This window comes from Vibrio sp. V42_P2S4T144, from assembly GCF_009904715.1.
In the GTDB taxonomy this organism is placed as follows: Bacteria; Pseudomonadota; Gammaproteobacteria; order Enterobacterales; family Vibrionaceae; genus Vibrio; species Vibrio alginolyticus.
Genome location: NZ_WXWS01000393.1, coordinates 1 through 15,493, shown reverse-complemented (window position 1 = coordinate 15,493; position 15,493 = coordinate 1). Strand labels below are relative to the sequence as shown.

Below are 15,493 nucleotides of genomic sequence, written 5' to 3'. Positions count from 1 at the left end.
CTATTTAAACAGCTCTAACGTGAAACAAATCACAATGTAAATATGATACAACTTATTAAGTGTATATCGTATTTGGATCACCAAAGAACAAAAACGTTTATAAAACGAAGCCTTTTTATCAAGCGGTGTTGAGCTAATGATTTGGCCTAAAGCAGAGCCTCTACATGACCGATGTGCATGGCTACTTTTAACGCTTGTTTATTGAGATTAGATGCCTCCCAAGCAACAACAACACGACTAGTGAGAGGGATATCATCAATCTCGGCGACTGTCGCGGAATCATCGAGATGTTCAGCCAGTGAGCGCGGTACGAGAGCGATACCTAACCCGGCCTGCGCCATGGCAATCGTCGTACGAAGTTGCGGTGCTGCGAACTGTGGTTCGAGCCTTACTCCTGCGTCGGCAAAAAGTGTGCTCATGCCATCAAACAATGCGGGTCCAGTCTCTCGTGGAAACAGTAAAATTTTATGGCCTCTCAACTGTTTCATCTGGATACAGGGATATTTTGCCAGTTCGTGGCCCGCCGGAATCACTGCGACAAACGGGTCGTTAAACAACACCTTATGCTCAAAAGGCTCACTGGCGTAACAGGGTAGCCGCATGATTGCGAGATCAAGTTGTTTGCTTTTTAACTGAGTGGCAAGCTCTGGCATTGACAGTTCCGCCGTCTGTAAATGAACCCCATTCTCTTGAATACGCCCAATCCTCTCCAATACCTTAATGCAGGTTGATGTTGACGTCGCGAACCCAATTTTAACCTGCGTATTTTCACCACGGGCAATCTGTCGGGCTTTTGCTTTAGCGCGTTCCACATCAGCAAGAATATTTACCGCATCCGTATAAAAGACTTGCCCTGCATGGGTCAGTTCTACTCCTCTAGACAAGCGCTTAAATAAGTCCACGCCAAGCTCGTGCTCTAGCTTTTTGATTTGTTGACTCAAAGGAGGTTGCGCAATCCCTAACTGTTCAGCTGCTCGGGTAAAGTGACGAGTCTCGGCGACCGCGACAAAATACTTCAGGTAGCGAAATTCCATATATTTTCCATATCAAAATAAATCTTTTTTATATTGGATTTAGCACCGTGTAGAAGTCAATCTAAATATACTCTTCATTGCATAACTGGTCTTACTCATGCGTGGATTTTATAACCCTCTATGTGCTTGTTCGCTTGAAGTAGCGAAAGAATTTTCTGAATACCATCACGTTACCGGAGATGGTGAGATTTATCAGACTTCGTTAATGAGTGCTTTGATCGCTGGTGTTTACGAAGGCTCAACAACCATAGAAGAACTGCTGAAACATGGGGATTTTGGTTTAGGTACGTTCAATGAATTGGACGGTGAGTTGATTGCGTTTGATAAGGAAGTTTTTCAACTCAAGTCGGATGGCTCCGCAAACCCGGCAGACCTGGCGCAAAAAACGCCCTTTGCTGTCATGACTTTTTTTAAGCCTGATATCGAGCTGCCACTGACATCGCGCATGTCACGTCATGAAGTCCATAGCCTCATAGACGACATGGTTCCAAGCGATAACCTATTTTGCGCAGTGCGCATTGATGGCGTTTTCGATTCAGTTCGTACTCGTACCGTACCTAAACAAACACGCCCTTATCGGCCAATGCTTGAAGTGGTCAAAGAACAACCAACGTTCCGCTTCACGCATAAGCAAGGTGTGGTCGCCGGCTTTCGCAGTCCTAAATATACGACTGGCATCAATGTGCCCGGCTATCACGAACACTTTATTACCGATGACCGCCAAGGAGGTGGTCATATTCAGGATTACAGCATTTCGTCAGGGTTCCTCCAGATTGGCAAAGTCTCGCGGCTAGTGATTGATACCCCAGTATCGACAGACTTCCTCAACGCCAATTTGGCTCCGGAAGATATAAATACCGCCATAGAAAAGGCGGAAAAGTAACAAAGTCAGGCAAATAATAAGGACAACAAATGCAATCCAAACCTTCAAATAAAAATGGAGCTCAGTTGATCGCTCAACAGCTAGAGTCTCTCGGCATTAAGTACATTTTCGGTATTCCCGGTGCAAAAATCGATCGACTGTTCGATGCGATTGAAGACACTAACATCCAAATGATTCCGGTACGCCACGAAGCTAACGGCGCATTTATGGCGGGCGTTATGGGAAGACTAACCGGCAAAGCAGGCGTCACCATGGTTACGTCAGGCCCTGGCTGTGGAAATCTAGTTACGGGGGTGGCAACAGCAAACTCCGAAGGCGATCCGCTGATTGCTATCGGTGGTGCGGTGAAACGAACTGACCAGCAAAAACAAACACACCAGAGCATGGATACCGTCAGTATTTTTCGCTCTATAACTAAGTTCAGTGCTGAAGTGCAGCATGTGGACGCCGCAAGCGAGATCATGGCGAACGCATTTCGTATCGCAGAGTCAGGTCGTCCTGGGGCTTGCTTTTTGAGTCTCCCCCAAGATGTTTTATCCGAGCAAACCCAAACGGACATTATTGTCCCCTCGCCTTACACACAGCCTGGTTGCGCAGACATCGCAGCAATCGAAGAAGCGGTCAGTCGAATCAGTAAAGCAAAGCGCTGTGTGGTTTTACTTGGCCTTCACGCGAGCTGCAGTCAAAACGCTGCTGCTATCGCTCGGTTTCTTCAAAATACGCAGCTACCTGTTGTCGGCACTTACCAGGCCGCCGGCACGGTAGACATCAATTACTATCACCACTTTGCTGGGCGTGTCGGTTTATTTAATAACCAACCTGGTGATGTTTTACTGCGGGACGCCGATTTAATTCTCACCATCGGCTTTAGCCCAATAGAGTATGACCCTGAGCTTTGGAACAGCCACCGCAACCCAGTGATTCACCTCGATATTGAACCAGCAGAATACCAACTTAATTATCAACCTTGTGTTGAAATCGTCGGAAACATTGCGCAGTCATTAGACAAAATGGGCAGCTATATCTCTGAATATGCTCGCCTTTCCCCAACGGCACTTTCAGTACTGGAAGAGGTAGCACTGCAACGGCAAGTGATCAAAACCTATCCCAATGTCTATCACAAGCAAGGATTTCATCCACTGGCACTGATTAAAGCCATGCAATCTATAATCACACCAGATACCACGCTATGCCTTGATATGGGGAGCTTCCACATCTGGATCGCTCGTTACTTAAGCTGTTTTCGAGCTCGCCAAATGCTGGTGTCTAACGGCCAACAAACAATGGGCGTTGCACTACCATGGGCCATTGGTGCCAGCCTACTAAAACCTGGTAGCAAAGTGGTATCGATATCGGGAGACGGCGGTTTTATGCAATCGAGCATGGAGTTGGAAACCGCGGTTAGACTGAACTGCAATATCGTCCATATTGTGTGGGTTGATAACGCCTACAACATGGTAGAAATGCAAGAGATCAACAAATATCAGCGCTGCTCTGGTGTGAAATTTGGACCAATTGATTTCAAGGCCTACGCCGAATCATTTGGCGCGAAAGGCTTCGCAGTGACTAGTCAACACGAATTGCTACCGACATTGAATAAAGCCATGGACGTTGAAGGACCAGCAGTGGTGGCTATCCCCGTAGATTACAGCGACAACGACAAACTGATGTTGCCGCGCACAGAGAAAAATCAAGATCCCGTTTTTGTAAGTTTCGAAGGAGAAATCGCATGAGAGGATTAAAAAATAAAGTCGCACTCGTCACTGGTTCTGCCAATGGTATTGGTTTGGCCATCGCAAAACGTTTGTATGAAGAAGGCGCAAACGTCGCTCTTGCCGATTGGAATGAAGAGCAGTTGGCAAACGCCGTTGAGGGCTTTGATAAACAGCGTGTGTCGGCACATTCCATTGATGTTTCTGATCCAGACAAAGTCGCAGCACTGATTTCTGATGTTGTTACCCGTTTCGGTAAACTGGATATTTTAGTAAACAATGCTGGCGTACATGTCCCAGGTTCCGTGATTGAAGGTAGTTTGGAAGACTGGAAGAAGATCTCTGGTGTAAACATTGATGGTGTTGTTTATTGCGCGAAGTTTGCTTTGCCTGAACTCTTAAAAACGAAAGGTTGTATGGTAAATACCGCGTCCGTTTCCGGTTTGGGTGGTGACTGGGGTGCCGCATTCTATTGCGCGAGTAAAGGCGCAGTGGTGAACCTTACCCGAGCGATGGCATTGGACCATGGTGCGGATGGGGTAAGAATTAACGCAGTATGCCCAAGCTTAGTAAAAACCAACATGACGAACGGCTGGCAGCAGGACATCCGCGATAAATTCAATGAGCGCATTGCGCTTGGCCGAGCAGCCGAACCTGAAGAAATTGCGTCTGTCGTGACTTTCTTGGCAAGTGATGACGCATCTTTCATTAATGGCGTAAACCTACCTGTAGACGGCGGCGCCACCGCATCAGATGGTCAACCTAAAATAGTATAAGCATGAAATAGACAGATCAGTAAGAGACGTTCTACTACCTTTCGGATCGATGCTGATCTGTCGCTTTACGCTCTTAGCACATAACCCGTGCCAGTAGTAAACTCAACCACTCGACCGCTGTTAGAGATATCTCAACAACTTAAACCAGCAACGAGAAATTAATGTTTCACACAAACCGACAAACTATGTGAGCATTCCATCAGGCATAGAGTGAAGACTTATGTATCAGCGATTCACAAAGAACCAGACAGTTTCCGCGAATACTTTCTAAAGAAGTCTCAGTGACGACTAACGTTTCTGCCACACCATCCATTGCTCTCTGCCTTTAAAAACCTCAACACTGTTTGCCACCACTGAGGATTCCACAAGTTCAAACGTGGGCTCTAGAAAAGATGCCAGTTCCCCACTTCTCAAACAAAATGGAGGGAAGCGTGATAGGTAATTATCATCAATGACGAAAAAACCAATTAGAAAACCTCCGCTTGGCAATAATTTATCCACCGTCGAAAAGTATTCTGACCACATGTCTCTCGGTAGTGCTGCGAGAAAGGCCCGCTCGTAAATGACATCAAACGAGTGAGAAAAATCGGCATTAAATACATCACCCAATACGACTTTATCTTTGTAGTTACCTAACGCTGATTGCGCCATTTTTACCGCTTCTTGGCTGTAATCCATCGCGATCACGTCATGCCCATATTGAATAAAAGTGCTCAGTTCATAAGCGGCACCACACCCAGGAATAAACACTGACTGGCCTACATGAAGTGAATTGTCGAGATAGTCCTTGAGTTCTTGAGGTGTCGATTGGGCATCCCAAGGCATAGTGCCTCGGATAAACAAATCATCCCAGAATTGTGTGTTAATCATTGGTGCCTGTTTCATTTACCCGCTCCCTGATTGCGGTAGTAAAAAATAAAGGGATACGCAGCGCAATGTGGTATCCCTTTTCTAGCCTTTTGTCTGACGTTGTTAGTTTTTTATGACAACCACTTTCTACTGCACTTATGCCACCAATGAGTTAACTGCGAAGATCATTGATTAACGGCTGCTCCGCTTGGTTCGGTACAAACTGGACATTGCCTTTCAGTTTAGTGACAGACTGGAGTGTTGCTTGAATGTCCTCTGCTGATACATGCACATCATGACAACAGAAAGTAATGGCATCGTTGAAGCCATCGCGTTCAATTTTCAAGGAGCCTTTAATATCGTGGCGACGACAGACTTCTTGGATCTGATGCGGATAAACAAACAGCCCTTTTACTTTCACCGCGGAGTCTGCTCGTCCTATCCAGCCCTTAATTCGTGCATTCGTGCGTAGCAAATCCGAGCCCATTTCTAGGTATGCCGATAAATCTCCCGTTGCGTAGCGAATCAGCGGGAACTTCTCATCGAGCGACGTTACAACAACTTCACCGACTTCTCCCGGTTGTACAGGAACACCATCAGGATCAACGATTTCAACAATAATATCTTCGGCAATCACTAATCCTTGTTCACCAGACACTTGATAAGCAATCAAACCAAGCTCTGCACTTGCGTAGGCTTGAAAGACTGCAATGCCTTTGTCCTCAAACATCTGTTGCATGTCTGCTGTAACCGCTTCACCAGAGACCAGAGCTTTCTCAAAGCTAGGCAGCTCATCGTATTTCTCTTGGTACTTTTGTAGCAACGTCAGCAAATACGAAGGTGTGCCAGTGTAACCATTAGGTTGAAGCTGTTTAATTGCCTCTATTTGCGCTTCGGTATTGCCTACTCCAGCCGGAAATACCGCACAGCCACAAGCCCTTGCGCCACCATCCATAATAAATCCGCCAGGAGAGAAATGGTAAGAGAGCGTGTTATGCACTAAATCACCCGCACAGAACCCAGCTGCGTGAAACGCACGCCCCATACGCCAGAAATCGGCCTCATCCGTTTGAGCCTCATATAAAGGCCCAGGAGACTGAAAAACACGCGCCATTTGACCAATGGCAACGCTATTTAAGCCACCAAACGGCGGTTTAAGTTGCTGCTGATTAGGTACATTGAACTTACGTGTAATCGGGAACTTAGCAAGCCCTTCACGATTGTTTGCCAATGTAGGCTCTAACCCAGAAAAATGCGCCGCGTAATGTTCGCTATTGACTTTCGAATTTTCAATCAACGTTGGCAGACGTTGAAACAACGACTCTTCTCGCGCCTGTAGAGACAACGATTCTTTCGCATCAAATAGTTCGTTCATCCTTGCTCCTTACAACCAACGCTTACGACGTTTGTAAGATTTCAGATTCTTAAAGCTCTTGCGATCTTCATCGCCGCCGCCAAGGTAGAATTCTTTTACGTCTTCATTGTTTAGCAATTCGTGCTTGCTGCCATCTAGTACGATTTTGCCTGATTCCATGATGTAACCGTAATCGGCCGCTTGAAGAGCGAAGTTGGCATTCTGTTCAACCAAAAGCATGGTAATACCTTGCTCTTTGTTGATCTTGTTAATAATGCTGAATACTTCTTTAACTAGCAGTGGAGAAAGCCCCATAGACGGTTCGTCCAACAAAATCATCTTCGGTCGAGCCATTAACGCTCGGCCAATCGCTAACATTTGTTGCTCACCGCCAGACAAATAGCCCGCCAGGCCAGTGCGCTCTTTGAGTCGCGGGAAATAGTCAAACACCATTTCGATGTCTTGTTCAACTTCGTTGTCAGTGCGTGTATAAGCGCCTAAGCGAAGATTTTCTATTACCGTCATATCTTCAACAATTCGGCGCCCTTCCATAACTTGGAAGATGCCCGAACGGACGATCTCTTCCGGGCTTTTGTTGTCTATACGCTCGCCCATGAAGTTGATTTCGCCGCGCGTTACTTCACCATCTTCGGTTTTCAATAGACCAGAAATGGCTTTCAACGTTGTGGATTTACCCGCACCGTTGGCGCCCAGTAAGGTCACAATCTGCCCTTTTGGAACTTCTAAACTCACACCGCGAAGTACTAGTATTACTTCGTCGTAGACGACTTCAATGTTGTTCACTGAAAGCAGTATTTCTGCCGGTTCGATATTCGTTGCTAATTCAGCCATCAAGCTACTCCTTGCTAGGGTGAGAGTGTTCTCTCACCCATCCTTATTTTCAGTAAGCTTTGTTATTAATAAGTCGTAGATTAGTAACCTAGCCAATCGTCACGACGTGACAATGTCACCTGAGATACTTTCTTAATATCAACTGCACCGCCATCGTTGTTGCCCATAAAGACGTTCACGGTTGTTGTGCCTCGGTGATCTTCCGGTTTCCAGTTCGCAGGGACACAAACACCTTCTAAGCCTTGTGGTACCCAGTTGTCATGGACATACATGCCCTTCTTGATGTTTTCACCTGTGATACCACCGTTGTCTTTCGCCCACTCCATTGCTTCTTTCATATAGAACGCAGAACAAATACCGCGAATGTAATGGTGAGTTCTGAATTCGCCCGGCTCTGATTCAGACTGCTTAGAAATCTCACGAACCAGCTTCATGCCTTCGTTATCGTCTCCCCAAAACGCCGTCATACCTGGGAAAACGTAATCTTTAAGGCCATCGCCTGCTGCTTCAAGCACTGGCTTGTCGCCGCCCCAAATGTTTGCCATGTACTGGAACTCTGTCCCAACCGTGTTACAAGACTTCACTAGTGAGATAACCGAGCTACCGATATTGGCAATGTAACCGTAGTTGGTGCCTGACTCTTTCAGCGACAAACATTGCGCTTTAAAGTCCCCTGGTTTTAGTGACACAACGACTGGGTTTTGCACATCAAAACCAAGCTCTTTGGCGTACTCTGCACACGCTTCTTTTGGCGCATTCGGGAATGGATGGTTATCGCCAATGTGCGTAAATTTCGGCGCACCTTGATTGCCCTTAGATTCCCAATCTTCTTTCGCCCACTTAACTAGCGCACGGCACGCATCTGAGTACGACGCACCATAAAAGAAATTATAAGGCGCTGGTTTCGCGGTTTTTGGGTTTTTGCCAGTTGGGTCAGTTAAGTGACCAGAGTAAGAAGCAGAGAACACCGGCACTTTGTCTTTGGTAACAAACGAAATAAGCGCTTCGGTATCCGCCGTACCCCAACCTTGCAGCGCAACCATGTCTTTACGCGCAACCCAACGTTTATAGTTAGAAATCGCCACTGGTACTTTGTACGCCATGTCTACTGTTTCAAATTCGAGCTCGGTACCGTTAATGCCACCGTTTTGGTTAATCCAACGCAATGCGTCTCGCACGCCAGAACCATAAGGCTTGCTCACATAGGCAGTTGGTCCAGAAAAGTCGACTAATTGCCCGACAAACACAGAATCTTTTGCCCAAGTTGCGGTAGTAAACAGTGCAGATGACAGCACCAACGTTGTCGCTAAATGTCCTTTGTTCATAACTCGTTGTCCTTGTTATTGAGGTATATTCCACTTAATTCCACGTTAATATGAGAACGGATAGTGTTTCCAATATGCTCGAATCTGTTGCCAGCGATGCGATAATCCTTGAGGTTCGAAAATAAGGAACAACATGATGACTAAACCAATCGCCATCTCTTTGAAGTAAGCCAGACCATCAGTGAAAGCGGTGGTATCACCAAACGCTGAAAGCCCCGTTACGCCAAACTCCAAAACTTCAGGCAGCAATACGATAAATATCGTCCCCATCAATGTGCCTTTGACTGAACCCAAGCCACCAATGATGATCATTGCCAAGAACTGGATAGACATCATGATGGTGAAGCCTTCTGCTGATACAAACCCTAGATAATGTCCGTAGAGTGCCCCCCCGATGCCTGCATAGAATGCACACACTCCAAATGAGAGCAGACGATACTTGGTTAGGTTGATGCCCATGATCTCTGCTGATAGATAGTGATCTCGTACTGAGACAAACGCGCGACCGTCACGAGAACGGATTAAGTTTGATGCCCACATATACATGAAGATCAGCGCAAACAGAGCGATGTAGAAGAAGCTTTCGTCAGTCGTAAACTCAAAGCCAAACAAATTAATTGGGTTCGCGCTAGCACCGTATGAGCCGCCACTGAACCAATCTGCGCGAGCAAAGAAGTCCTCTAGAATAAACTGCGCCGCCAACGTTGCGATAGCTAGGTATAAACCTTTAATTCGAGCAGCTGGCAGACCAAACAGCATCCCCACAATCATGGTTAAGTAACCCGCGAGCGGAATCGCAAACACGACTGGAATGTTAAACTGGTTATTTAGCCAAGCCGATGCAAAGGCGCCAAAGCCAAAGAACGCACCGTGACCTAGCGAGATTTGTCCGGTAAAACCAACCAAAATGTTTAAGCCCAATGCCGCGATACCGAGGTATGCAATCTGAATAAACAGGTTTAGGAAGTAAATATCCAAGACCAGCGGTGCTGCCAGCATGGCGATGACACCTGCAATCGCAAGGCTTCTGATGGTTTTGGTTTCAAAAATTGGCGTATCGCTTTTGTATGTGGTTCGAAAATCCCCACATGGGCGCATGCTAAGTTGAGCCATGTTATTTCTCCTTAAATACGCTCAATATCTTTGGTACCAAACAGGCCATATGGCTTGAAGGCAAGAATGATTAACAGCACATAGAATGGTGCGATGTTGTACAGGTTACCCACTTGCAGGTATTGGCTATCAAAAAACTCAGCCAAGTTTTCTAGCACCCCGATGGTAATACCACCGACAATTGCGCCGACTACCGAGTCTAAGCCACCTAAAATAACGGCTGGGAAAACTTTGATACCAATAATGGATAGCGCGTCAGATACGCCGTTAACGATACCGATAACAATCCCTGCTGTTGCAGATACCATTGCCGAAATGGCCCAACTGATGGCGAACACTTTCTTGATGGAAATGCCAAGACTCTGGGCTACTTGCTGGTTGAATGCCGTTGCGCGCATTGCCAGACCCATTTTGCTGAATTTGAAGAACCAGTAGAACGCGCCCATGATGAGCATTGAGAAGATCAAGCTCAGAATGTAAGCAAACTCAACATTCAAACCTCCGATATTCACCACGTTAGTTTCGAACACTTGCGGGTACGACACAGCAGAGACACCGAATATCCACTTCATCAGCGCTTGGAAAAACATCGATAGACCAATGGTCACCATGATCACAGAGATAATCGGTTCACCAATCAACGGTCTGAGCACAATGGTTTGCACGGCGATACCAAAAATCATCATGAACGCGAGCGTGAGTAAAAAGCCTATAAAAAACGGTAACTGTAGGTGTACCAATGCCGCCCAACATACCCATGCGCCAATCAACAAGAACTCACCCTGAGCAAAGTTGACCACCTGGGTCGATTTGTAAATCAATACAAAGCACATGGCGACAACGCCATACAACATGCCAACGATCACGCCATTAATGACGAGTTGCAGTAATAAATCCGTATTCACTATGCGATCCTCCGTTGTTCGCTATCCACTAGTGTTGGCTCATGCTCAATAAGCGTTTCAATAACTAGCGACGTTTGAATGCGTGTTTTGGTGCCATCTTGATAAGTGATCACCGTATCGACATCGACTTTTGGATCGTCGCTGTAGATGGTTTCGATGATGTCTCCGTATTTCTCTGCAACCACACCACGGCGTACTTTACGTGTGCGAGTTAGCTCTCCATCGTCGGCATCCAGCTCTTTGTAAAGTAGAATGAATTTGCTGATCTTCTGTGCATCCGGTAGGGATTCGTTCACTTTTTGAACTTCTTCACGAATCGCTTGGTACACTTCTGGTTGAGCAGATAAGTTGGTGTAGTTGGTAAATGCCAAGCCGCGTTGCTCTGCCCACTTCGCGACGATCGCATAGCGAATACAGATGATGGCAGACAGCCAAGGTCGACCTTTACCTACCACCACGGCTTCTGCAATAAACGGCGAGAACTTGAGTTTGTTTTCGATAAACTGTGGCGAATAACGGTCGCCATGGCTGGTTTCCGACATATCTTTCAGACGATCAATCACCACCAAGTGACCGGAATCTTTAAAATAGCCCGCATCGCCTGTGTGCATCCAACCATCTTGAACATCTTCATCATATGCTGCTTGGTTGTTTAAGTAGCCAGTAAACATGCCTGTACTTTTCGCGATGATTTCACCAACGCCATTGCTGTCCGGGTTGATGACTTTCACTTCTGCATTATCAAACGCAACACCAACGGAATCGTAATCCACATCATCCGCTTGGTGCACGGTGTATGCGCCACACATTTCGGTCTGACCATAAAGCTGCTTAAGTGGCACACCAATAGCTTGTAGGTAACGGAAAGTATCCGGTCCCATCGCCGCACCGCCGGTTGCCGCAGATGTCAGGTTCGAAAACCCTAAACGGTCACGCAGAGCACGCAGAAGAATCCATTCAGCCAACTTAGAGCGTTTGCCCTGCTCCAGCGCTTTGTTGGCTAAGCTCATGCCCAGTTTGTACATCTTTTGCTTAAACGGTGTCGAATCCATCATTCGTGCAGACACGTCTGCCACAATGTTTTCCCACACACGTGGCGCTAACAGCACAAAGTTTGGACCGATTTCACGCAAGTCGGACATCATGGTTTCTTGTTCTTCCACAAAGTTAACGATTTGACGAGAAATCAACGCCTGACCAACCACGTAAACCTGCTCCATAATCCAAGGCAAAGGCAGAACAGAAACATAGTTGTCGCCTGGGGAACGAGGGTCTGCACGCAAGTAAGCCGCACAGTGATCCAAGAACGTGCCACTGTGTAGCTGAGCCAATTTTGGTTTAGAAGTCGTACCCGACGTAGTACAAAGAATTGAAAGATCGCTGCCTTTGGTTTCAACAACCATATTGAGATATTTGTCTGGGTCCGCTTTATCAATCAGCTGACCTTTTTTGTAGACCTGTTCAACATCAATTAATCTTGGATCATCGTATTTACGCATTCCACGAGGATCGCAGTAAATAATGTATTCAACGCTAGGAATTTCATCACCAAGCTCAAGCAGCTTGTCGCATTGCTCTTCATCTTCGGCAATCACGACTTTTGCTTTTGCATAGTTGATAAGGTACGCCACCTCTTCGTGCATAGAATCTTGATAGATGCCCAGCGAGAAACCTTTGATCGCATGTGCCGCTAACTCGCCCCATACCCATTCAGGGCGGTTATCACCTAGCAAACCAACGACATCTTGCTCACCAATACCCAAATCTCGTAGTGCCAGTGCCATCCACTTGACGCGGTTTTCATAATCCTTCCAAGTGAACTCTCGCCATATACCAAACTCCTTTTCACGCATTGCGACTTGTTCGGGCCAGTTCTTGGCATTGTGTTGCAACACTTTTGGAAAGGTATCTAAGCGGGTTATATCTGCCCAATCATTATGTTGCTGTGCCATTATGCACTCTCCTCTAATGTCGGTAACTCTTCGCCTAAGTACGCTTGTTTCACATGTGGGTTGGCCATCACTTCTTCAGGCTCACCCGTAGCAATGTGTTTACCGAAATCCAAAACCAAAACGCGATTAGAGATGTCCATGACCACGCCCATGTCGTGCTCAATCATGATGATCGTGATATCTAATTCTTCATTCAGATCCATGATGTAACGTGCCATGTCTTCCTTTTCTTCCAAGTTCATACCTGCCATTGGTTCATCAAGCAGCAGTAACTTAGGTTTTAAGGCAATGGCACGAGCAAGCTCTACACGCTTACGTAAGCCGTAAGATAGCGTGCCTGCAGTCGCTTTTCGGATGTGCTGGATTTCTAGAAAATCGATCACGTCTTCCACATATTTGCGGTGCGCCATCTCTTCTTTCTGCGCATTGGAGAACCAATAGAGTGGCCCCGTGACGAAGTTATTTTTCAGTAGGTGGTGTCGGCCAACCATGATGTTGTCCAGTACCGACATATGAGAAAAGAGCGCTAAGTTTTGGAAGGTTCTTCCCAGCCCTAACTCAGCTCGTTGGCTTGGTGTACGTTTAGTTACATCATCTCCAGCGAAGATTACAGAGCCTTTGTTTGGTGTGTATCGACCAGAGATGCAATTGAGCATTGAGGTTTTACCTGCACCGTTTGGACCAATGATTGAAAAAATTTCCTTTTCATTCACATGGAAGCTCACGTCAGTTAAAGCTTTCACCCCACCAAAAGCCAATGAAATATCGTTTACCTGCAACAGAGGCGATTCCGATACCATAGTTGATCTCCCTTTCGTTATTTTAAGTGCGTTCCATTGAGCACTATTTGATCAAACCTAACTTTGATACTGGTAACCGCTTTTACACCTATGCATCAACTTTGTATTCAGTTTACGTAAACGTCAATTTAAAATCAGAATAGTGCCTGAAAGATTAAGTTGCAATCGAGTTCATCGAGAAAGATTTGAACTAACGCAAACTTTAAGTAAATAAATTGTTAATAAAAATTATTCTCAAACGCTTACATATTTGGATAGTTCGGACCACCACCACCTTCTGGCGGAGTCCAGGTAATATTTTGACTTGGATCTTTGATGTCGCAGGTCTTACAGTGGATACAGTTGGCCGCATTTATTTGCAGCTCTGGCTGCTGCTCCCCCTGTACGATTTCATACACGCCAGCCGGACAATAGCGCTGTGCTGGCTCTGCATATAATTCAAGGTTCTGCTCAATAGGGATCCGCTGGTTCTCCAGTCGTAAGTGGCATGGTTGATCTTCCTCATGGAAGATATTGGATAGATAAACGGAAGAGAGGCGATCGAAACTTAACACGCCATCAGGCTTCGGATAGACAATTTCATTGCTGTTTTCCGCCAATAACAGAGACTGATGATCAGGCTTATCACAGCGGATATGCCACTTAGCTTTACCTTTTAATACGTTATGTTCCAGCAGCGCTAAACCACCGCCCAGCCACGATCCAAAGCGGTGGATTCCACTTGAGAAGTTACGTGCTTGATAAAGCTCTTCATACAGCCAAGACTGTTTGAAATGCTTTTGATAATCAGCAGTAACTGACTGACTCTCAAGGGCTTCACATACTGCTTCAGCGGCAAGCATGCCAGATTTCATTGCGGTGTGTGTGCCTTTGATTTTAGCGCCGTTAAGTGTTCCTGCATCACAGCCAATTAACAAGCCACCAGCAAACTGCTGCGTGGGAAGCGAATGAAAGCCGCCCTTGGTGATCGCTCTCGCGCCATAGCTAATACGCTTCCCATTTTTGAGGTATTGCTCAATCAACGGGTGGTGTTTAAAACGTTGAAACTCATCAAATGGACTCAAGTGCGGATTCTTATAATTCAAGTCAACAATCAACCCGACGGCAACTTGGTTTCCCTCTAAATGGTAGAGATAACTGCCACCTGTGGCTTCGTTTGATAACGGCCAGCCTAATCCGTGCACTACTAAACCTTGCTGATGCTGCTCTGATGGGATTTCCCACAGCTCTTTAAAACCGATAGCGTAATGTTGAGAAGTTTTCTCTTCAGCAAGATTAAATCTGTTAATCAACTGCTTACCGATATGCCCCCGTGCGCCTTCAGCAAATAAGGTAAACTTCGCTCGCAGTTCAATACCAGGTTCGAAATTTCCTTTTTGTTCACCATTTTTGTCTAACCCCATATCGCCCGTGATCACGCCACAAACACGACTATCTTCATCGATGACCGCTTGACTGGCGGTAAAACCTGGGTAGATCTCCACCCCCAAGTTCTCAGCCTGCAACGCCATCCATCGGCATAGACTGCCCAAACTTATGATGTAATTACCTTTGTTATGTAACGTATTCGGCACCGCCCAAGAAGGCAGTTCATGACCATTGATGTCATTGCCTAGATAGTAGGTTTTATCTTGGTTTACTTTGGTATTGAGCGGAGCGCCTTTCTCTTTCCAGTCGGGAAAAAGCTCATCCAAACTTCGCGTTTCAAACACCGCGCCCGATAAAATATGCGCTCCAACTTCAGAACCTTTTTCTACCACGCAAACAGAGAGGTCTTGTTTTTTTTCTGCTGCTAATTGTTTGATTCGGCATGCCGCAGACAAACCTGCGGGACCAGCGCCTACAATCAGAACATCAAATTCCATGCAGTCTCTTTCCATGATTGCATTCCTTTTTCTTTGCATGTTGCCAACTTGTTAACCAACAATATATTTAAAG

The 15,493-nt window shown here is 46.1% G+C and carries 13 protein-coding genes; 3 read left to right on the top strand and 10 right to left on the bottom strand.

All coding sequences use genetic code 11. From position 1 onward, the window contains the following. Positions 1-146: 146 nt before the first annotated feature. Positions 147-1,034, bottom strand: a complete 888-nt coding sequence (locus tag CAG68_RS13225; protein WP_086047476.1) for a LysR family transcriptional regulator — start codon at positions 1,032-1,034, stop codon at positions 147-149. A gap of 97 nt (positions 1,035-1,131) precedes the next feature. Here CAG68_RS13225 and budA point away from each other — a divergent pair, with 97 nt between their 5' ends. The 3 genes from budA to CAG68_RS13210 are packed head-to-tail and all read left to right on the top strand — an operon-like array spanning position 1,132 to position 4,405. Further along, positions 1,132-1,917 carry an acetolactate decarboxylase gene (budA, locus tag CAG68_RS13220; protein ID WP_005373273.1) on the top strand — a complete coding sequence of 262 codons (786 nt, stop codon included), beginning with the start codon at positions 1,132-1,134 and terminating at the stop codon, positions 1,915-1,917. A 29-nt stretch (positions 1,918-1,946) separates the two neighbouring features. Further along, a complete protein-coding gene (gene alsS / locus CAG68_RS13215) occupies positions 1,947-3,650 on the top strand; it encodes an acetolactate synthase AlsS (RefSeq protein ID WP_086047477.1) in 1,704 nt (567 codons plus the stop codon). Then, a complete protein-coding gene (locus CAG68_RS13210; protein WP_054730424.1) occupies positions 3,647-4,405 on the top strand; it encodes an SDR family NAD(P)-dependent oxidoreductase in 759 nt (252 codons plus the stop codon). The genes alsS and CAG68_RS13210 overlap by 4 nt, the downstream gene beginning before the upstream one ends. A 288-nt stretch (positions 4,406-4,693) precedes the next feature. Here CAG68_RS13210 and CAG68_RS13205 read toward each other — a convergent pair whose 3' ends face one another. From CAG68_RS13205 to CAG68_RS13165, 9 genes are all read right to left on the bottom strand, one after another. Continuing rightward, positions 4,694-5,290 carry a methyltransferase domain-containing protein gene (locus CAG68_RS13205; RefSeq protein WP_086047478.1) on the bottom strand — a complete coding sequence of 199 codons (597 nt, stop codon included), beginning with the start codon at positions 5,288-5,290 and terminating at the stop codon, positions 4,694-4,696. Between the two features lie 136 nt (positions 5,291-5,426). After that, positions 5,427-6,629: an AMP-binding protein gene (locus CAG68_RS13200; RefSeq protein WP_161441251.1), complete on the bottom strand. Its 1,203-nt coding sequence runs from the start codon at positions 6,627-6,629 to the stop codon at positions 5,427-5,429. Positions 6,630-6,638: 9 nt separating this feature from the next. Continuing rightward, a complete protein-coding gene (locus CAG68_RS13195; protein ID WP_005373283.1) occupies positions 6,639-7,460 on the bottom strand; it encodes an ABC transporter ATP-binding protein in 822 nt (273 codons plus the stop codon). Between the two features lie 80 nt (positions 7,461-7,540). Further along, positions 7,541-8,785: an ABC transporter substrate-binding protein gene (locus CAG68_RS13190; RefSeq protein WP_005373285.1), complete on the bottom strand. Its 1,245-nt coding sequence runs from the start codon at positions 8,783-8,785 to the stop codon at positions 7,541-7,543. A gap of 45 nt (positions 8,786-8,830) precedes the next feature. Continuing rightward, positions 8,831-9,898, bottom strand: a complete 1,068-nt coding sequence (locus tag CAG68_RS13185; protein WP_005382737.1) for a branched-chain amino acid ABC transporter permease — start codon at positions 9,896-9,898, stop codon at positions 8,831-8,833. Positions 9,899-9,909: 11 nt separating this feature from the next. Then, positions 9,910-10,803 (bottom strand): branched-chain amino acid ABC transporter permease, encoded by an 894-nt coding sequence (locus CAG68_RS13180; RefSeq protein ID WP_005373295.1) that lies wholly within the window; start codon positions 10,801-10,803, stop codon positions 9,910-9,912. Next, positions 10,803-12,755: a long-chain fatty acid--CoA ligase gene (locus CAG68_RS13175; RefSeq protein ID WP_005373296.1), complete on the bottom strand. Its 1,953-nt coding sequence runs from the start codon at positions 12,753-12,755 to the stop codon at positions 10,803-10,805. Before CAG68_RS13175 ends, CAG68_RS13180 begins: the two co-directional genes overlap by 1 nt. Then, entirely contained in the window at positions 12,755-13,555 is an 801-nt protein-coding gene (locus CAG68_RS13170; RefSeq protein ID WP_005373297.1) for an ABC transporter ATP-binding protein, read from the bottom strand. Before CAG68_RS13170 ends, CAG68_RS13175 begins: the two co-directional genes overlap by 1 nt. A 242-nt stretch (positions 13,556-13,797) precedes the next feature. Beyond that, positions 13,798-15,435, bottom strand: coding sequence for an electron transfer flavoprotein-ubiquinone oxidoreductase (locus tag CAG68_RS13165; protein ID WP_086047480.1), 1,638 nt, complete (start codon positions 15,433-15,435; stop codon positions 13,798-13,800). Between the last annotated feature and the right edge of the window lie 58 nt (positions 15,436-15,493).